Here is a 19,235-nt window from a genome sequence, read left to right on the forward strand (position 1 = left end):
CTCGATAAATAGGCATATGACTAGGAAAAAAAGCTCGTTCGCACCTTCCCCACTGGCCTTGCTACCAAGTATGCGCTATAGGTAGTTCTTCTTAACTGAATGCCTGTGCGAGGTACTGATTAGGTTGTTATATGGACTTGGTGCTATCTCTCCATGCGAGCCACGTTATTGGGCATCGAGTATTGGGCGAAAAAATCTAGGAGCAGGCAGGGATGATCCTCACCGAAAATCAGCTGGACGAATGGGTTCGTGGAAACGCTCGTGATGCTCAGGGAGTAATAGTTGAATTAATTTGGCGTTTGGTGGCTGCGTCATGTCCGGCCCCGCTGGAGCGCCGGTTTCCATTGGGAGATAGCATCGGTCAACACGGTCCGGATGGTGTGTTGCGTGTGAATCTATCTTTTGATCCGTTCGTACCGGAAGGAAGATCATTTTGGGAGGTAGGCACTGGGCTCAAAGCGCGGGTGATAAAGCTACCGCTGACTACAACGGCTTGGTCGAGGCAATCCCCGAAAATATTCGGCGACAGTCGAGCTTTGTATTTGTCACGCCCCTCTCTGGCAGAAGGGATTGGGAACACACTTGGAAGGAGGACGCTCAAGGGCGGTGGCTAGAGGATCGAATAGCCAGAGATGAATGGGCCGAAGTAAGAGTCATTGACGGCACAAAGCTAATTGACTGGATTTGCCAGTTCCCGGCGGTGGAGCTATGGCTTGCAAATATAATCAATGGGTTGCCCCAAGCCATCGAGACACCCGACCAGCGCTGGAACTCGATTCGCTCTATTGGTGAGCCACCATCCTTGACGCCCCGCGTCTTTCTTACAGGCAGGGATGAAGCCTGCTCAAAAATTCATGAAATTTTTGTTGGGAATGCAATTCAATTAAAACTCACCACGCGCTACCCAGATCAGGTTGTGGATTTTGTCTCTGCATATTTGGCTGAGCAGAGTGACGAGTTCAGAGCTGATGCCGCTGGACGCTGTCTCGTTGTGTCGACGGTGGAAAGTTGGAAGGCTTTATCCTTTCAGAGAGAAAAACTCTTCTTGATTGCAGACTCAGGGCTAGATCTGAGCGGAGATTCAGGCACCAGGTTGATCCAAATGGCAAGGCGTGCAGGACACGCAGTTATTTTTGGAGGCGCCGCGGGCGGTATTCCAGACCCTGCGAGTGCGTCGTTGCCCAATCCTCGTTCGCAGGATGTTAAAGAAGCACTCACTCTCTCGGGATACGCAGAGGAACGAGCGCGCTCGTTGGCCCAAAAGTGTGCCGGAAATCTCGGATCCTTACTCCGGTGCCTCCAAAACCTTTCATTGATGCCTGAATGGGCTGAAGGATCTGTCGCATCGGAATTAGCAGTTGCGATGATGCTTGGGACTTGGGCTGATGAATGCTCCGCTGATCGTACTATTGTGGAAAACCTAACGGGAAAATTTTACGGGGAGTGGATTGAGTTAATGCGAATTGCAGCACTCGCCTCGGGCACTCCCCTAATTCATCAATATGGAGATTGGAAATTTAGCTTACGCTTTGAAGGCTGGTATGCGTTAGGTCCAAGAATATTTGACGAACATCTCGAGCGTTTTAGAACGGTCGCTGTTTCGGTATTCACAGAGGCAGATCCTCAGTTTGATCTTCCGGTTGAGGAACGTTACGCGGCAGCTGTTCACGGAAAGGTTTTACTTCATTCGCAAGAGCTGAGAAGAGGGTTGGCCGAAACCCTGGCTCTATTAGGTAATCATGCTAAAGCGTTGATTTCTTGTAAGCCTAATAAAGCGGAGGTAACTGTCTCTAGTATCGTTTATGAAACGCTATCCGGTGCTGGCTGGGTACAGTGGGCTAGTTTAGGGGGTTTATTGCCCTTGTTTGCGGAAGCTGCACCCAGTATTTTTCTCAAGGCTGTTGAGGATGCATTGGCACATGAAAATGGTCCGCTCGAGATATTGTTTCGCCAAGAGGGTGACGGAATAACGGGTCAAAATTATATTAGCGCCTTGTTGTGGTCGTTAGAGACTTTAGCATGGGATCCTGTTTATTTAAATAGGGCGGTATGTTGCCTTGCAGAATTATGCATGCTCGACCCAGGTAGTCAGTGGGCAAATCGTCCAGCAAACTCACTAAGAGATATTTTTCTCCCTTGGTATCCACAAACCTGTGCTTTTTTAAAACAAAGATATGTAGCAGTATTACTTATAGTAAATGAACAGCCCGTCGTGGGCTGGAAGCTTCTATTGGCTCTCTTGCCTAGCTCCCACTCATCATCTTCGGGCACTCGGAAACCTGAGTGGAGAGAAACGATTCCAGATGACTGGGCGGATGGAGTAAGAACATCAGAATACCATTCTCAGGTTCTACGATATGCAGATATGCTCGTGGACGAAGTGACAAGTGACCCTGCAAGATTTTTAGATGTACTAGATTGCATTGAACGCCTGCCTACAGAGGCCGGTGAAAGGTTTCTAAGTTGTTTAGAAAACGAGGCGCCTACACTTTTGTCTGAGGACGATATCGTTGTTTTGTGGAACAAGTTGGTTGATGTCGTTTCTAAACATCGAAGATTCAGTGATTCTGAATGGGCAATGTCATTGGAACGAATCAATAGAATTGCTGGCACGGCGGAAAAACTATCTCCAACATCGCCAGCCTTTATCCATCGCCGCCTATTCAGTGAAAGGGATTTTGATTTTTATGAGGAAGAAGGGAGCTTTGAAGAAAAAAGCCAGCGCCTTAGTCTAAGCCGTGAAAATGCTTTGGTCGAAATCGAAACTTTAGGTGGTTATGCATCCATCATAAATTTTGCTTTAGTTGTAAAGTCTTCTTGGCGAGTGGGGCTCGCATATGGAAAAATTGCTTCTGGTCAAGTGGATTCGATAATTCTCCCCGACTTAATAAGTGGCAGTGATAGCAAGATTGTAAGTTTTGTCGAAGGGTTTGTGTTGAGTCGGTTTAACTCGCTAGGTTGGTCTTGGGTTGACAAGCTTGATTTGTCGAAATGGACACCATTTGACAAGGGGCTTTTCTTATCATATTTACCTTTCAATGAAAAAACTTGGGAGTACGTGACGCGATTACTCGCATCTGACGATGGTGAGTATTGGCGGACCACTTCTGCTCATTTTTTTGAGGAGTCTGAAAATATTGATTTTGCCATTGAGAAGCTCATCATTAATGATCGCCCGAACGCAGCTTTAAGGTGTATTAGTGTTTGCATCCATAGAAAATCGCCATTCAATCCTCAATTAGCAGTGAAAGCACTTTTGGCAGCACTTCGCTCAGACGAGCCTCAAAGTTCTAATGACTCATATCAGACTACGAAAGTTATTAAAGCGCTACAGTGTCATTCTGGCGTGAATTTGAATGATGTAATTAGTGTCGAATGGGCATACTTGCCGTTGCTGGACAAACATAGCGATGCCTCACCTGTTTTTTTGTGGAAAAAACTCGCCCAAGAACCTGATTTTTTTTGTGAGGTCATACGTCTTGTTTTCAAACCTAAGAATCAGAACGAGACTGATGAATCAACTCCTCTTGATGAAGGGCAGCAAAGGGTCGCGACCAATGCCTACCGTCTTTTAAATAATTGGCAGCATCTGCCGGGGTTGGTGCTAGACGATGAATTTGACGGAGACTTTTTCAAGAATTGGATTATCTCCGTGAAAGAGATATGCACCACGTCTGGGCATCTGGAAGTGGCAATGTCCATGACCGGCCATTGTCTCATCTATGCACCGCAGGATCCCGATGGACTTTGGATTCATCGCTCGGTAGCCACTGTATTAAACGCAAAATATGCAGAGCCCATGAGGGATGGTTATAGAACCGCTTTGTACAATCAGCGCGGAGCGCATTGGGTTGATCCTACGGGTGCAGGGGAGAAGGTTTTAGCCGAAGGGTGCAGGTCCAAAGCAAGCGATTTAGAGGAGGCAGGGTATCATCGCCTTTCAACCTCGCTGCGTGATATGGCGGAGTCGTATGAGCGTGAAGCTGAATTTGTTGTAGCGAGAAGCATCAAGAGAGATTTATGAAGCTGCCATTCACAAGTTGCTTTGTGAGTTTTTTTTAAAAAAGGCCCACTTGGGCCCTTTTTGGTGTGGCTCTTTTACTTCTTTCGCCATCTCTCAACGACGTCAGTACCGTGCTTTGCTTTCCATTCTTTCAAAGCTTGTGATTTCCACCGTTACTTTCGATGACCTATCCGGTATTGGGAAAAGGGGCAGATTTATTTATGTGCCATGTCCTGCTCAAAGAACATCGCGCAGATAACTCCTAAGCATGACAGCCGGAGCGTAAAGTCCGTCCATCGTGTGCACAGCCGCTAAATCCTGCGCCAACCGCCCCAACTCCCGCCCCAACACCGAATCCACCCCACCAACCGCCCCCAACGCCAAATCCAAACACCGCCCAATCTCCCTCTGAATCCCAACCAAATCCCCCCGCCGCACCAACAACCCAAAAATCTCCCGATCACAACCCCCCATCAACGGATCATCCCGCAGAATCGGGCTATGACCCTCCGTCTCATAAGCCAGCTTGAGCGAGTAAAGAGCGACCGTTTCCAGCAGCAATTCCATGGGGTGAGATCCTTGGTGACTGGTTGAGGAGGGTGGGGTGGTGGTTATGCCTTGGCCATGGCAACTCGGAGTATCGGTGTGGGCAGTGACTTTTTTGTGAGCGCTTTGCGCTCAAGCGGGAGCAAGCTCCCTCGCCACGGGTTTTCCCTATCACCAGTTCTTCTTGCCACAGATCCTTTCACATTAGGGGTTGGGTATTTGGGGCTGCTTTGCAGCCCAGCGGGGATAAATCCCCTCGCCACAAAAGGCGGCGCCCTGAGGTGGGATTTGCGCTGATCACAGCCAAGCCACTTTCCTGCAGACGAAAAAAAAGACCTTGAATTTCAAGGTCTTTCTTTAAGATGGTGCCCCGAGGGAGACTCGAACTCCCACTCCTTTCGAAAACGGATTTTGAATCCGCCGCGTCTACCAATTCCGCCATCAGGGCTCAATGGCGGCGAAGTATAGAGAGGTGCCTACCGTTGGTCAATCACGTTTCATGGTGAATTTTTGATAATTCCGCTAGACTTTCCGGCCCTGCTAGACGAACCCCATCATGCGTGTTGCTGACTTTACCTTCGAACTCCCGGATTCGCTGATCGCTCGCCACCCTCTGGCCGAGCGTCGCGCCAGTCGACTGTTGACCCTGGACGGGGTCAGCGGTGCCATGGCTCACCGTCAATTCACTGATTTGCTTGAGCATTTGCGCCCGGGCGATTTGATGGTGTTCAACAATACCCGAGTCATTCCGGCGCGGTTGTTTGGCCAGAAGGCCTCCGGCGGCAAGCTGGAGATTCTGGTGGAGCGGGTGCTGGACGGGCATCGGGTGCTGGCCCATGTGCGGTCGAGCAAGTCGCCCAAGCCGGGCTCGTCGATCTTGATCGACGGCGGCGGTGAGGCGCGGATGGTGGCGCGGCATGATGCGTTGTTCGAGCTGGAGTTTGCCGAAGAGGTGTTGCCCCTGCTCGACCGTGTCGGGCACATGCCGTTGCCTCCTTATATAGACCGCCCGGACGAAGGTTCGGACCGCGAGCGTTATCAGACCGTGTACGCCGAGCGCCTGGGGGCGGTGGCGGCGCCGACGGCGGGGCTGCATTTTGATCAGCCGTTGCTGGAGGCGATTGCCGCCAAGGGCGTGGAGACGGCTTTCGTGACGCTGCACGTCGGCGCCGGCACGTTCCAGCCGGTGCGCGTGGAGCGCATCGAAGATCACCACATGCACAACGAATGGCTGGAAGTGAGCCAGGAAGTGGTCGATGCCGTGGCGGCGTGTCGCGCCCGCGGTGGCCGGGTGGTGGCGGTGGGGACCACCAGCGTGCGTTCGCTGGAAAGCGCCGCGCGCGATGGCGTGCTCAAGCCGTTCAGTGGCGACACCGATATCTTTATCTACCCGGGCCGGCCGTTTCACGTGGTCGATGCCCTGGTCACCAACTTTCATTTGCCCGAATCCACGCTGTTGATGCTGGTTTCGGCGTTCGCCGGTTATCCCGAGACCATGGCCGCCTACCAGGCCGCCGTCGAGCATGGGTACCGCTTTTTCAGCTACGGTGATGCGATGTTCATCACCCGTAACCCCGCGCCACGCGGGCCCGAGGAAACCGTATGAGTCGCACCTGTCGCATGTCCTTCGAGTTGCTTGCTACCGATGGCAAGGCTCGTCGCGGTCGTCTGACCTTCCCCCGCGGTACGGTGGAAACCCCCGCGTTCATGCCGGTGGGCACCTACGGCACGGTCAAGGGCATGCTGCCGCGTGACATCGTTGCCACGGGCGCGGAGATCATTCTCGGTAACACTTTCCACCTGTGGCTGCGTCCGGGTATGGAAGTGATCAAGGCCCACGGCGACCTGCACGATTTCATGCAGTGGAAAGGCCCGATTCTGACCGACTCCGGCGGTTTCCAGGTGTTCAGCCTCGGCGCCATGCGCAAGATCAAGGAGGAGGGCGTGACCTTCGCCTCGCCGGTCGACGGCTCCAAGGTGTTCATGGGCCCGGAAGAGTCGATGCAGGTGCAGCGCGACCTGGGCTCGGACATCGTGATGATCTTCGACGAATGCACGCCGTACCCGGCCGATGAAGACGTGGCGCGGGTGTCGATGGAGCTGTCGTTGCGCTGGGCCCAGCGTTCGAAGAATGCCCACGGCGAAAACACGGCGGCGCTGTTCGGCATCGTGCAGGGCGGCATGCACCAGGATTTGCGCATGCGCTCGCTCGAAGGCCTGGACAAGATCGGCTTCGACGGCCTGGCGATTGGCGGCCTGTCGGTGGGTGAACCGAAGCACGAAATGATCAAGGTGCTCGATTACCTGCCGGGCCAGATGCCCGCTGACAAACCTCGTTACCTTATGGGCGTTGGCAAACCGGAAGATCTGGTTGAGGGTGTGCGCCGCGGGGTGGACATGTTCGATTGCGTGATGCCAACCCGTAATGCCCGCAATGGGCATCTGTTCATCGACACTGGTGTGCTGAAGATCCGTAACGCGTTCCATCGCCATGATGATTCGCCGCTCGATCCGACGTGCGATTGCTATACCTGCCAGAACTTCTCCCGCGCTTATCTGCATCATTTGGACAAGTGCGGCGAAATGCTCGGCAGCATGCTCAATACCATCCACAATTTGCGCCATTATCAGGTGCTTATGGCTGGTTTGCGCGAGGCTATCCAACAGGGTACATTGGCCGCCTTTGTCGAGGCCTTCTATGCCAAGCGCGGGTTGCCTGTTCCGCCTTTGGACTGAGTTTTCCGATCCCTAGATTCAATATTTGCAACTGGAGTGCTAAATGAGCTTTTTTATCTCTAATGCCATGGCTGACGCGGCTGCACCTGCTGCAGCCAGCCCTATGGGTGGCGGTTTCGAGTGGATTTTCCTGGTCGGCTTCCTGGTCATCTTCTACCTGATGATCTGGCGTCCACAGGCCAAGCGCGCCAAAGAGCAGAAGAACCTGCTCGGCAGCTTGCAGAAAGGTGATGAAGTGGTCACCACCGGCGGCATCGCCGGCAAGATCACCAAAGTGGCGGATGACTTCGTGGTTCTGGAAGTGTCCGACACTGTTGAAATGAAGTTTCAGAAGGGCGCCATCGCGGCCACGCTGCCAAAAGGCACGCTGAAAGCGATCTAAGTAACAACTTCTCTTCAATCGACGGGGCGCGCAAGGCGCCCCGCGTCATAAGCGGGCGGCGTGATGCTGAACAAATACCCTCTGTGGAAATACCTACTGATCCTGGCGGTGCTGGCGGTCGGTGTGATTTATTCCGCTCCCAATCTCTACCCGGATGACCCGGCCATTCAGGTTAGCGGCGCCAGCACGGCGTTGCAGGTCACCCAGGCCGATCTGGACCGCGCGAGCGCTGCGCTCAAGGCGTCCAATATCGAGGTCAAGGCTGCGTCCATCGCCGAAAACGGCAAGGGCGGCCTGTTGCGCCTGGTCAAGTCTGAAGACCAGTTGCCGGCCAAGGATGTGGTTCGCAAGGCGTTGGGCGACGATTACGTTGTGGCCCTGAACCTGGCCCAGACCACCCCGCAGTGGCTGCGCAATCTTGGCGCCCACCCGATGAAGCTGGGCCTGGACTTGTCCGGCGGTGTGCACTTCCTGCTGGAAGTGGACATGGAAAAAGCCCTCGACGCGCGTCTGAAAGTCTACGAAGGCGACGTCAAGAGCCTGCTGCGTAAAGAGCGCGTGCGCTATCGCAGCCTGCCGCAGTTCGAAGGTGCCATTCAGCTGGGCTTCAGCGATGAAGATGCCCGCGAACAGGCCCGTGCCCTGATCCGCAAGAATTTCAACGATTTCGACATTGTGCCGGCCGACCTCAATGGTCAGGCGGTGCTGCGTCTGGCGATGACCCCGGCCAAGCTGGCGGAAATCCGCGAATACTCCATCAAGCAGAACTTGACCACGGTGCGTAACCGCGTCAACGAGCTGGGTGTGGCCGAGCCGATCGTCCAGCGCCAGGGCGCCAACCGCATCGTGGTTGAGTTGCCGGGTGTGCAGGACACTGCCGAAGCCAAGCGTATCCTCGGCAAGACCGCCAACCTGGAATTCCGCCTGGCCGCTGAGCCGGGTGCTTCCAAGGCGACTTCCGAGAGCTTCGAGTTCCGCGAAGGCGGTCGTCCGGCGGCGCAGATCGAGCGCGGCCTGATCATCACCGGTGATCAGGTGACCGACGCCCAGGCGGGCTTCGACGAGCAAGGTCGTCCACAGGTGAACATCCGTCTCGACGGCCACGGCGGCGAACTGATGAGCCGCGCCACGCGCAGCAACGTCGGGCGCAGCATGGCGGTGATTTTCATCGAGCAGAAGCCGACCACCACCTACACCAAACAGGTAGTCAACGGCGTCGAGAAAGACGTACCGGTCCAGACCTTCAAGGAAGAGAAGAAGATCATCAGCCTGGCGACCATCCAGTCGCCACTGGGCAGCCAGTTCCGCATCACCGGCCTGAACGGCCAGGGCGAATCCTCGGAGCTGGCCCTGCTGCTGCGTGCCGGTGGCCTGGCCGCGCCGATGTACTTCGCTGAAGAACGCACCATCGGCCCGAGCCTGGGTGCCGACAACATCACCAAGGGCGTCGATGCGTCCCTGTGGGGCATGCTGTTCGTGTCGCTGTTCATCATCGCCATCTACCGCTTCTTCGGCCTGATCGCCACGGTTGCGCTGGCGGTGAACATGGTGCTGTTGCTGGCCCTGATGTCGTTGCTGGGCGCCACGCTGACCCTGCCGGGTATCGCCGGTATCGTCTTGACGATGGGTATGGCGGTGGACGCCAACGTGCTGATCTTCTCGCGGATACGTGAAGAGATTGCCGCGGGCATGTCGATCCAGCGGGCAATCAACGAAGGCTTCGGCCGGGCATTCACCGCGATTCTCGACTCCAACCTGACCACGTTGCTGGTCGGTGGGATTCTCTTTGCCATGGGCACCGGCCCGGTCAAGGGCTTCGCAGTGACCATGTCCCTCGGGATCTTTACCTCGATGTTCACAGCCATCATGGTGACCCGCGCAATGGTCAACCTGATCTTTGGCGGTCGTGACTTCAAGAAGTTGTGGATTTAAGGGGCTGCCATGTTACGTACAATCAACTTCATGGGCGTTCGCAACATTGCGTTCGGCGTCACATTGTTCCTCACGGTCCTGGCGTTGTTCAGCTGGGCCACCAAGGGCCTGAACTACGGCCTGGACTTCACCGGCGGTACGCTCATCGAGCTAACCTACGAGCGTCCGGCCGACGTCACCAAGGTGCGTGAGCAACTGGCGAGCTCGGGCTACAGCGATGCCGTGGTGCAGAGCTTTGGCGCCACCACCGATTTGCTCGTGCGTATGCCGGGTGAAGACCCGCAACTGGGCCACCAGGTCGCCGAAGCCTTGCAGAAGGCCGGTGGCGATAATCCGGCCCAGGTCAAGCGCGTCGAGTTCGTCGGCCCGCAGGTGGGTGAGGAGCTGCGCGACCAGGGCGGCCTAGGCATGCTGTTGGCGCTGGGCGGCGTGATGCTCTACCTGGCTTTCCGCTTCCAGTGGAAGTTCGCGGTCGGCGCGATTGTCTCGCTGATCCACGACGTGATCGTGACCGTGGGTATCCTGTCGTTCTTCCAGATCACCTTCGACCTGACGGTGCTGGCGGCGGTGCTGGCGATCATCGGTTACTCGCTCAACGACACCATCGTGGTGTTCGACCGGGTGCGTGAAAACTTCCGTGTGCTGCGCAAGGCCTCGTTGATCGAGAACATCAACATCTCGACCACCCAGACCCTGCTGCGGACCATGGCGACGTCGATCTCCACCTTGCTGGCGATTGTCGCGCTGCTGGTGTTTGGCGGTGACAACCTGTTCGGCTTCTCCATCGCGCTGTTCATCGGTGTGATGGCGGGTACCTACTCCTCGATCTACATCGCCAACGTGGTGCTGATCTGGTTGAACCTGAGCTCCGAGGATCTGATTCCTCCAGCGGCCACCGAGACCGAGGTGGACGACCGCCCGTAAGGCCCGGTCTTCCGTCCGTCACCGCTCAAAAGGCGCGAGTTGAACTCGCGCCTTTTTTTGTGCTCCAAGGCTGGGAGAAGCGCGGATTAATCCGCTTGTAATGGCCTGGAGGTTCAAGTGAACAAATCGATGCTGGTTGGTGCGGTATTGGGTGCTGTCGGTGTAACAGCCGGTGGTGCGGTCGCCACCTACAGCTTGGTAAAAAGTGGCCCTGAGTATGCGCAAGTACTGGCCGTGGAACCGGTCAAGACCCAGATCAAGACCCCGCGTGAAGTGTGCAAGGACGTGACAGTGACCCGGCAGAAGCCGGTTCAGGATCAACATCAGATCGCCGGCACCGTGCTCGGCGCCGTGGCCGGTGGCCTGTTGGGCAACCAGATCGGCGGCGGCACCGGCAAGAAGATCGCCACCGTGGCGGGTGCGGCCGGCGGCGGTTATGCCGGTAACAAGATTCAGGAAGGCATGCAGGAGCGCGACACGTACACCACCACCCAGACTCGCTGCAACACCGTCAATGACATCAGCGACAAGGTTGTAGGCTACGACGTTCGCTACATGCTCGACGGCAAGGAAGGCAAAGTCCGCATGGACCGCGACCCGGGCAACCAGATCCCGGTCAGCAAGGAAGGCCAGCTGATCCTGGGCCAGAACGAACCGGCCCAGTAATCCAACCGCTATGAAAAAGCACCCTCCGGGGTGCTTTTTTTTGCCCGCACTCCTTACCGCCCCCAATCCCCTGTGGGAGCGAGCCTGCTCGCGAAAGCGGTGGCTCAGTCTGCTCCATATTCAAGTTGTAACCCATCGTGGCGAGGGAGCTTGCTCCCGCTGGGCTGCGCAGCAGACCCAAGATCTTGCGGCCGCTGCGCAACCGAGCGGGAGCAAGCTCCCTCGCCACGGATTACCTGTATCCGGGTGGAGCGGCAGGCAAAAAAAAGCACCCCGAAGGGTGCTTCTCTTGAGCCGAGCGGCTTAGCGCTTCAGCGAGGCCGGCAGGTGCGGCTGGATCGCCGTCAGCACAGCCTTGAAGCATTTGGTGTTGCCGGCAACGATGTGGCCTTTTTCAAGGAAGTCGTGGCCGCCGGTGAAGTCGCTCACCAAGCCGCCCGCTTCCTGGATCAACAGGGCGCCTGCCGCCATGTCCCACTCGGACAGGCCCGACTCCCAGAACGCATCGAAACGACCGGCAGCTACATAAGCCAGGTCCAGGCTCGCGGCGCCGGCGCGGCGGATGCCGGCGGTCTGGCCGACGAGGGCGCGGAACATGCCCAGGTAGTTGTCGAGGTTGTCCATCTGGTCATCACGGAACGGGAAGCCGGTACCCAGCAGGGCGCCGTCCAGGCTGGTGCGGCCGCTGACGCGCAGGCGACGGCCGTTCAGTTGGGCGCCACGGCCACGGCTGGCGGTGAATTCTTCCTGGCGAACCGGATCCAGCACGACGGCGTGTTCCAGGCGGCCACGGTATTTGCAGGCGATGCTGACAGCGAAGTGAGGAATGCCGCGCAGGAAGTTGGTGGTGCCGTCCAGCGGATCGATGATCCACAGGTACTCTTCACCTTCGATGCCGGTACCGGCGTGCATGCCGGTCTCTTCGCCGAGGATGGAGTGGTTCGGGTAAGCCTTGCGCAGGGCGTCGACGATTTTCTGTTCGGCGGCGCGATCAACCTCGGACACGTAGTCCTTGGCATCTTTTTCATCGACCTTGATGGTATCCAGGCGCTCGATGGAGCGGAAGATCAGTTCACTGGCGCTGCGGGCGGCGCGCAGCGCGATATTCAGCATGGGCTGCATGGATGTGTCACCTAAGGTTGTTAAAGAAAGCCGCGCATTCTATCAGAAACTTTTCTCAGGAGAAGGTTGGTGTTCGCTTTCATAGCTTAACGGTAGGTGCTTAGGTAAGATTTGCTCCCTTTTATATGTTCGAGAGCGCCTCCCTTGTTGCAGAACATTCGTGTCGTCCTGGTCAATACCAGCCATCCGGGTAACATCGGCGGAGCTGCGCGGGCCATGAAGAACATGGGCCTGTCGCGGCTGGTGCTGGTCGAGCCGCGCTCGTTTCCCCATCACGAAGCCGACGCGCGGGCATCCGGCGCCGGTGACATCCTCGCCAATGCCCAGGTCGTCGCTACCCTGGAAGACGCCTTGGTGGGTTGCAACCTGGTGCTCGGCACCAGCGCCCGCGACCGCCGTATCCCCTGGCCGCTGCTCGATCCTCGCGAATGCGGCACCAAGGTGGTCGAGGAGGCGGGGCAGGGCGCGGAAATCGCCTTGGTGTTCGGTCGTGAAGATTCCGGCCTCACCAATGAAGAGCTGCAGCGATGTCATTTCCACGTGCATATCCCCTCCGACCCCGGCTTCAGCTCGCTGAACCTCGGGGCGGCGGTGCAGGTGTTGAGCTATGAAGTGCGCATGGCCTGGCTGCAAGCCGAAGGCCAGCCCAGCAAGGTGGAAAAATTCGAGGCGACGTCGCCGCGCAGTGAGACACTGGCGACCATGGACGAGCTGGAGCGATTCTATGAACACCTGGAGCAGACCCTGGTGGACATCGAATTCCTCGACCCGGAGAAGCCTCGGCACTTGATGGCGCGCCTGCGTCGGCTGTACGGACGAAGCTCGGTGAGCCGGGCGGAAATGAATATATTGCGCGGCATCCTCACGGAAACCCAGAAAGCGGCCCGTGGCGAGCTGATTAAGCGGAAGGAATAAAATGTTCGAACGTTTGCGTGAAGATATCCAGAGCGTCTTCCATCGTGACCCGGCGGCGCGCAATGCCTTTGAAGTGCTGACCTGCTACCCCGGCATGCACGCCATCTGGATCCATCGCCTGTCCGGCGCCTTGTGGAACATGGGATGGAAATGGCTGGCGCGGCTGGTCTCGAACTTCGGCCGCTGGTTGACCGGCATCGAGATCCATCCGGGCGCCAAGGTCGGCCGGCGGTTCTTCATCGACCACGGCATGGGCATCGTCATCGGCGAGACCGCCGAGATCGGCGACGACGTCACGCTCTATCAGGGCGTGACCCTCGGCGGCACCAGCTGGAACAAAGGCAAGCGCCACCCGACCCTGGAAAACGGCGTGGTCGTCGGTGCTGGCGCCAAGGTGCTCGGCCCGTTCACCGTGGGCGCGGGGGCGAAAGTCGGCTCCAACGCCGTGGTCACCAAGGCTGTGCCGCCCGGCGCCACCGTGGTGGGTATTCCGGGGCGGATCATCGTCAAGCCGGACGAAGAGCAGGACGCCCGGCGCAAGGCCATGGCCGAGAAGATCGGCTTCGACGCCTACGGTGTCGGCGAAGACATGCCCGACCCGGTGGCGCGCGCCATCAACCAGTTGCTTGATCATCTGCAAGCGGTGGACGGGCGCCTGGAGGGGATGTGCGGCGCCCTGAAGGAGCTGGGGAGCGATTATTGTGCCAAGGATCTGCCGGAACTGCGCGAGGAAGACTTTGCGTGCGTGAAGGACAAGGACCAAAGCCAGGCTAGCTGAAACCTGGCAGGTCTCTTCGCGAGCAGGCTCGCTCCCACACTGGATCTGTGCTGCACCGCCAATCCCCTGTGGGAGCGAGCCTGCTCGCGAAGAACGATAACGCGGTACAGCTGGTCGTTAACCGCCTACCTTTGCTATCATGCGCGCGCTCTTTTGCGGGTAAACCCGAGTAAAGCACTAGGTCTTATACTTGACTTAAATACTCGGGAATTGCATACTCGCCCCCATTCCGAACTTCGTGGTAATTGTCCATGCGACTGACTACAAAAGGCCGATACGCCGTGACCGCAATGCTCGATCTGGCATTGCATGCGCAGCACGGGCCGGTGTCCCTGGCCGATATCTCCGAACGCCAGGGCATCTCCCTGTCCTACCTCGAACAGCTGTTCGCCAAGCTGCGCCGCAGCAACCTGGTCTCCAGCGTTCGTGGCCCCGGTGGCGGCTACCAGCTGTCGCGCGAGATGCAAGGCATCCAGGTCGCCCAGGTGATCGATGCCGTGAACGAATCGGTCGATGCGACCAAATGCCAAGGGCTGGGCGACTGCCACGGCGGCGATACTTGCTTGACCCATCATCTGTGGTGCGACTTGAGCCTGCAGATTCACGAATTTCTGAGTGGTATCAGCTTGGCCGACCTTGTGACTCGCCGTGAGGTGCAAGAAGTAGCCCAGCGTCAGGACCAGCGCCGTTGCAATGGCAAGGCGCCGCACCTGGACAAGATTGAAGCGTCCGCCGTCGAATGACTGCCGCAGAGCACGCGGAACGCCAGCCAGCCTGATTTAGGAGAGAGTCCATGAAATTGCCGATTTACCTTGATTACTCTGCGACCACCCCGGTTGATCCGCGTGTCGCGCAAAAGATGAGTGAATGCCTGCTGGTCGACGGAAACTTCGGCAACCCGGCCTCGCGTTCCCACGTGTTTGGCTGGAAAGCCGAAGAGTCGGTCGAAAACGCCCGTCGCCAGGTCGCCGACCTGGTCAATGCCGACCCGCGCGAGATCGTCTGGACCTCCGGTGCCACCGAGTCCGACAACCTGGCAATCAAGGGTGTCGCGCATTTCTACCACACCAAGGGCAAGCACCTGATCACCTCCAAGATCGAGCACAAGGCTGTCCTGGACACCATGCGCCAACTGGAGCGTGAAGGCTTCGAAGTCACCTACATCGAGCCCGGTGAAGATGGCATCATCACTCCGGCCATGGTCGAAGCCGCCCTGCGCGACGACACCATCCTGGTTTCGATCATGCACGTGAACAACGAGATCGGCACCGTCAACGACATCGCGGCCATCGGCGAACTGACCCGTTCCAAGGGCGTCCTGTTCCACGTCGACGGCGCGCAGTCCACCGGCAAGGTCGACATCGACCTGTCCAAGCTGAAAGTCGACCTGATGTCGTTCTCGGCCCACAAGACTTATGGCCCTAAAGGCATCGGCGCCCTGTACGTCAGCCGCAAGCCGCGTGTTCGCCTCGAAGCGACCATGCACGGCGGCGGTCACGAGCGTGGCATGCGTTCCGGTACCCTGGCGACCCACCAGATCGTTGGCATGGGCGAAGCCTTCCGCGTGGCCAAGGAAGACATGGCCGCCGAGAACGTCCGTATCAAAGCCTTGAGCGACCGTTTCTTCAAGCAGGTCGAGCACCTCGAAGAGCTTTACGTCAACGGCAGTATGACCGCCCGCGTTCCACACAACCTGAACCTGAGCTTCAACTACGTTGAAGGCGAGTCGCTGATCATGGCGCTCAAGGATCTGGCCGTATCGTCCGGATCGGCGTGCACCTCGGCGTCGCTGGAGCCTTCCTACGTACTGCGTGCCCTGGGCCGCAACGACGAACTGGCTCACAGCTCGATCCGCTTCACCTTCGGCCGCTTCACTACCGAAGAAGAAATCGATTACGCCGCGCAGAAAGTCTGCGAGGCCGTTACCAAGCTGCGTGCTCTTTCGCCGCTGTGGGACATGTACAAAGACGGCGTCGACATTTCGAAAATCGAATGGGCGGCGCACTGAGAAGTCGCCACCAGAGCGGCTCCACTGATGAGGATTGAAGCAAATGGCATATAGCGAAAAGGTCATCGACCACTACGAGAACCCGCGCAACGTCGGCAAGATGGACGCGCAGGATCCTGACGTCGGCACCGGCATGGTCGGCGCCCCGGCGTGCGGCGACGTGATGCGCCTGCAGATCAAGGTCAACGAGCAAGGCATCATCGAAGATGCCAAGTTCAAGACCTACGGCTGCGGCTCCGCCATCGCGTCCAGCTCCCTGGCAACCGAGTGGATGAAAGGCAAGACCCTCGACGAAGCCGAAACCATCAAGAACACTCAGTTGGCCGAAGAACTGGCCTTGCCGCCAGTGAAAATCCACTGCTCGGTACTCGCTGAAGACGCCATCAAGGCCGCCGTTCGCGATTACAAGCAGAAGAAAGGCTTGATCTGATCCGCGTTACGGTAAGGAGTTTTCCATGGCTATCCAGATGACAGAAGCGGCAGCTAACCATATCCAGCGCTCTCTTGCGGGGCGCGGCAAGGGCGAGGGTATCCGCCTGGGTGTTCGCACCACGGGTTGTTCTGGCCTCGCCTATGTACTGGAATTCGTCGACGAAGTCGGTGAAGACGACCAGGTGTTCGAGAGTCATGGTCAGAAAGTGATCATCGACCCCAAGAGCCTGACGTACCTGGACGGCACCGAGCTGGATTTCGTCAAGGAAGGGTTGAACGAAGGCTTCAAGTTCAACAACCCCAACGTGCGCGGTGAATGTGGCTGCGGCGAAAGCTTCAATATCTGAGGCTGCTCGTGGGTACTCCTTGTCATTTTGCGTTGTTCCAGTTGCAGCCGGCTTTCCAGCTGGACCTCGATCAGTTGTCCGCGCGTTATCTGGAGCTGGCCCGTGGTGTCCACCCCGACCGCTTTGCCGATGCCTCCGAGGCTGAGCAGCGGCGGGCGCTCGAGCAGTCGGCGAACCTCAACGAGGCCTACCAGACGCTCAAGAGTCCGGCCAAACGCGCGCGTTACCTGCTCGCCATCAGCGGTCATGAGTTGCCCCTGGAAGTCACGGTGCACGATCCCGAGTTCCTGTTGCAGCAGATGCAATGGCGCGAGGAGCTCGAAGACCTGCAGGACAGCGCCGACCTGGCGGGTGTCGCGGTCTTCAAGCGTCGCCTGAAAGACGCCCAGCAAGAACTCAACGAGAGCTTCGCCGCCTGCTGGAACGACGCTGCGCAACGCGAACAGGCCGAACGCCTGATGCGGCGCATGCAGTTCCTCGACAAGCTGACCTACGAAGTGCGCCAGTTGGAAGAGCGCCTCGACGATTAACCCAGTGCCGCTCCGGTCGCACGCCTGATTACAGATAAGTCCTGATTACGATGGCCCTACTGCAGATCGCCGAACCCGGCCAAAGTCCACAACCGCACCAGCGTCGCCTGGCTGTCGGGATCGACTTGGGTACCACCAATTCCCTGGTCGCTGCTTTGCGCAGCGGTCTTTCCGAGCCGCTGGCCGACGAGCAGGGGCGGGTGATCCTGCCGTCTGCCGTGCGCTACCACACCGATCGCGTCGAAGTCGGCGAGTCGGCCAAGCTGGCCGCCGCCACCGATCCACTCAATACCGTCGTGTCGGTCAAGCGCTTGATGGGCCGTGGTCTGTCCGACGTCAAACAATTGGGCGATCAACTGCCGTACCGCTTCGTCGGCGGCGAATCCCACATGCCGTTCATCGAAACCGTGCAGGGCCCGAAAAGCCCGGTAGAAGTCTCCGCCGATATCCTCAAGGTCCTGCGTCAGCGCGCCGAAGCCGCTTTGGGCGGTGAATTGGTGGGCGCGGTGATCACCGTTCCGGCCTATTTCGATGACGCCCAGCGCCAAGCCACCAAGGACGCGGCCAAGCTCGCCGGTCTCAACGTGCTGCGCCTGCTCAACGAGCCGACGGCGGCTGCGGTGGCGTACGGCCTGGACCAGCACGCCGAGGGCCTCGTCGCCATTTACGACCTGGGCGGCGGCACGTTTGATATTTCGATCCTGCGCCTGACCGGCGGTGTCTTCGAAGTCCTCGCCACCGGTGGCGACAGCGCCTTGGGCGGCGACGACTTCGATCACGCTATTGCCGGCTGGATCATCGAGCAGGCTGGCTTGTCCGCTGATCTCGATCCGGGTACCCAGCGCCATCTGCTGCAAACCGCCTGCGCCGCGAAGGAAGCCTTGACCGACGCCGCCAGCGTTGAGGTCGCTTACGGTGAGTGGAAAGCCACGCTGACCCGCGAAGCTTTCAATGCCCTGATCGAACCCATGGTCGCTCGCAGCCTCAAGGCCTGCCGCCGTGCCGTGCGTGATTCCGGCGTCGAGCTGGAAGATGTCAAGGCCGTGGTCATGGTCGGTGGTTCGACCCGCGTGCCTCGGGTTCGCGAAGCCGTTGCCGAAGCTTTTGGCCGCCAGCCGCTGACTGAAATCGACCCGGACCAGGTGGTCGCCATCGGCGCCGCGATCCAGGCCGATACCCTGGCTGGCAACAAGCGCGACGGCGGCGAATTGCTGCTGCTCGACGTGATTCCGTTGTCCCTGGGCCTGGAAACCATGGGCGGCCTGATGGAGAAGGTGATCCCGCGCAACACCACCATCCCCGTCGCCCGCGCCCAGGACTTCACTACTTATAAGGACGGCCAGTCGGCCATGATGATTCATGTGCTGCAAGGCGAGCGTGAATTGATCAGCGACTGCCGCTCCCTGGCGCGTTTCGAATTGCGCGGCATCCCGGCGATGGTCGCCGGCGCGGCGAAGATTCGCGTGACCTTCCAGGTCGACGCCGATGGCCTGCTCAATGTCTCCGCCCGCGAGCTCGGTTCGGGCGTCGAGGCAAGCATCCAGGTCAAGCCGTCCTACGGCCTGACCGACGGCGAAATCGCCAAGATGCTCAAGGATTCGTTCCAGCACGCCAGCGACGACAAAGTCGCCCGTGTGCTGCGCGAGCAGCAGGTCGACGCCCAGCGCCTGATCGAAGCCGTGCAGGCCGCCCTCGAAGCCGACGGCGAGCGCTTGCTCGACGCCGAGGAGCGCATGGTTATCGAAATGCAGATGCAAGAACTCTCCGAATTGATCAAGGGCATCGATGGATATGCCATCGAGCAGCAGACCAAGCGTCTGTCGCAAGTCACCGATGCCTTTGCTGCCCGCCGCCTGGACTCGACGGTGAAAGCCGCCCTGGCGGGGCGCAACCTGAATGAAATCGAGGAATAAC

The 19,235-nt window shown here is 58.2% G+C and carries 17 protein-coding genes and 1 tRNA gene; 15 read left to right on the top strand and 3 right to left on the bottom strand.

Features of this window, described 5'->3' with window-relative positions; translation table 11 throughout:
- Positions 1–433: 433 nt before the first annotated feature.
- Entirely contained in the window at positions 434–4,024 is a 3,591-nt protein-coding gene (locus tag PSH78_RS05255; protein ID WP_305498970.1) for a hypothetical protein, read from the top strand.
- 216 nt (positions 4,025–4,240) lie between these two features.
- Here PSH78_RS05255 and PSH78_RS05265 read toward each other — a convergent pair whose 3' ends face one another.
- On the bottom strand, positions 4,241–4,570 hold the full coding sequence (locus PSH78_RS05265; protein ID WP_305498971.1) for a hypothetical protein: 330 nt from the start codon (positions 4,568–4,570) through the stop codon (positions 4,241–4,243).
- Between the two features lie 342 nt (positions 4,571–4,912).
- A tRNA-Leu gene (locus tag PSH78_RS05270) sits at positions 4,913–4,997 on the bottom strand.
- A 108-nt stretch (positions 4,998–5,105) separates the two neighbouring features.
- Between PSH78_RS05270 and queA the strand changes: the two genes are divergently transcribed.
- The 6 genes from queA (at position 5,106) to PSH78_RS05300 (ending at position 11,189) form a co-directional block, all read left to right on the top strand.
- Positions 5,106–6,155: a tRNA preQ1(34) S-adenosylmethionine ribosyltransferase-isomerase QueA gene (gene queA / locus PSH78_RS05275; protein WP_305498973.1), complete on the top strand. Its 1,050-nt coding sequence runs from the start codon at positions 5,106–5,108 to the stop codon at positions 6,153–6,155.
- A 14-nt stretch (positions 6,156–6,169) separates the two neighbouring features.
- Positions 6,170–7,285, top strand: coding sequence for a tRNA guanosine(34) transglycosylase Tgt (gene tgt, locus PSH78_RS05280; protein WP_305501181.1), 1,116 nt, complete (start codon positions 6,170–6,172; stop codon positions 7,283–7,285).
- Between the two features lie 43 nt (positions 7,286–7,328).
- Positions 7,329–7,667, top strand: a complete 339-nt coding sequence (gene yajC / locus PSH78_RS05285; protein ID WP_305498975.1) for a preprotein translocase subunit YajC — start codon at positions 7,329–7,331, stop codon at positions 7,665–7,667.
- Between the two features lie 63 nt (positions 7,668–7,730).
- Positions 7,731–9,599 carry a protein translocase subunit SecD gene (secD, locus tag PSH78_RS05290; RefSeq protein WP_305498976.1) on the top strand — a complete coding sequence of 623 codons (1,869 nt, stop codon included), beginning with the start codon at positions 7,731–7,733 and terminating at the stop codon, positions 9,597–9,599.
- Between the two features lie 9 nt (positions 9,600–9,608).
- A complete protein-coding gene (gene secF, locus PSH78_RS05295) occupies positions 9,609–10,523 on the top strand; it encodes a protein translocase subunit SecF (RefSeq protein WP_305498978.1) in 915 nt (304 codons plus the stop codon).
- A gap of 117 nt (positions 10,524–10,640) precedes the next feature.
- A complete protein-coding gene (locus PSH78_RS05300; RefSeq protein WP_014336691.1) occupies positions 10,641–11,189 on the top strand; it encodes a glycine zipper 2TM domain-containing protein in 549 nt (182 codons plus the stop codon).
- Between the two features lie 303 nt (positions 11,190–11,492).
- Here PSH78_RS05300 and suhB read toward each other — a convergent pair whose 3' ends face one another.
- Complete coding sequence (gene suhB, locus PSH78_RS05305) at positions 11,493–12,311, bottom strand: inositol-phosphate phosphatase (protein ID WP_003185165.1); 819 nt, start codon at positions 12,309–12,311, stop codon at positions 11,493–11,495.
- Between the two features lie 144 nt (positions 12,312–12,455).
- Here suhB and trmJ point away from each other — a divergent pair, with 144 nt between their 5' ends.
- The 8 genes from trmJ to hscA all read left to right on the top strand — a co-directional run bounded on the left by trmJ (position 12,456) and on the right by hscA (position 19,234).
- Positions 12,456–13,226, top strand: coding sequence for a tRNA (cytosine(32)/uridine(32)-2'-O)-methyltransferase TrmJ (gene trmJ, locus PSH78_RS05310; RefSeq protein WP_305498980.1), 771 nt, complete (start codon positions 12,456–12,458; stop codon positions 13,224–13,226).
- A gap of 1 nt (position 13,227) precedes the next feature.
- Entirely contained in the window at positions 13,228–14,004 is a 777-nt protein-coding gene (gene cysE / locus PSH78_RS05315) for a serine O-acetyltransferase (protein WP_305498982.1), read from the top strand.
- Between the two features lie 251 nt (positions 14,005–14,255).
- A complete protein-coding gene (gene iscR, locus PSH78_RS05320) occupies positions 14,256–14,747 on the top strand; it encodes a Fe-S cluster assembly transcriptional regulator IscR (protein WP_030139599.1) in 492 nt (163 codons plus the stop codon).
- A gap of 50 nt (positions 14,748–14,797) precedes the next feature.
- Entirely contained in the window at positions 14,798–16,012 is a 1,215-nt protein-coding gene (locus PSH78_RS05325; RefSeq protein WP_305469825.1) for an IscS subfamily cysteine desulfurase, read from the top strand.
- A gap of 43 nt (positions 16,013–16,055) precedes the next feature.
- Positions 16,056–16,442 (top strand): Fe-S cluster assembly scaffold IscU, encoded by a 387-nt coding sequence (iscU, locus tag PSH78_RS05330; protein WP_003185157.1) that lies wholly within the window; start codon positions 16,056–16,058, stop codon positions 16,440–16,442.
- A 25-nt stretch (positions 16,443–16,467) separates the two neighbouring features.
- Positions 16,468–16,791 carry an iron-sulfur cluster assembly protein IscA gene (gene iscA, locus PSH78_RS05335; RefSeq protein ID WP_003185155.1) on the top strand — a complete coding sequence of 108 codons (324 nt, stop codon included), beginning with the start codon at positions 16,468–16,470 and terminating at the stop codon, positions 16,789–16,791.
- A gap of 8 nt (positions 16,792–16,799) precedes the next feature.
- Positions 16,800–17,321, top strand: coding sequence for a co-chaperone HscB (gene hscB / locus PSH78_RS05340; protein WP_305498984.1), 522 nt, complete (start codon positions 16,800–16,802; stop codon positions 17,319–17,321).
- Between the two features lie 50 nt (positions 17,322–17,371).
- Positions 17,372–19,234, top strand: a complete 1,863-nt coding sequence (hscA, locus tag PSH78_RS05345) for a Fe-S protein assembly chaperone HscA (RefSeq protein WP_305498986.1) — start codon at positions 17,372–17,374, stop codon at positions 19,232–19,234.
- The last annotated feature ends 1 nt before the right edge of the window (position 19,235 follow it).

The organism is Pseudomonas sp. FP198, from assembly GCF_030687895.1.
GTDB lineage: Bacteria > Pseudomonadota > Gammaproteobacteria > Pseudomonadales > Pseudomonadaceae > Aquipseudomonas.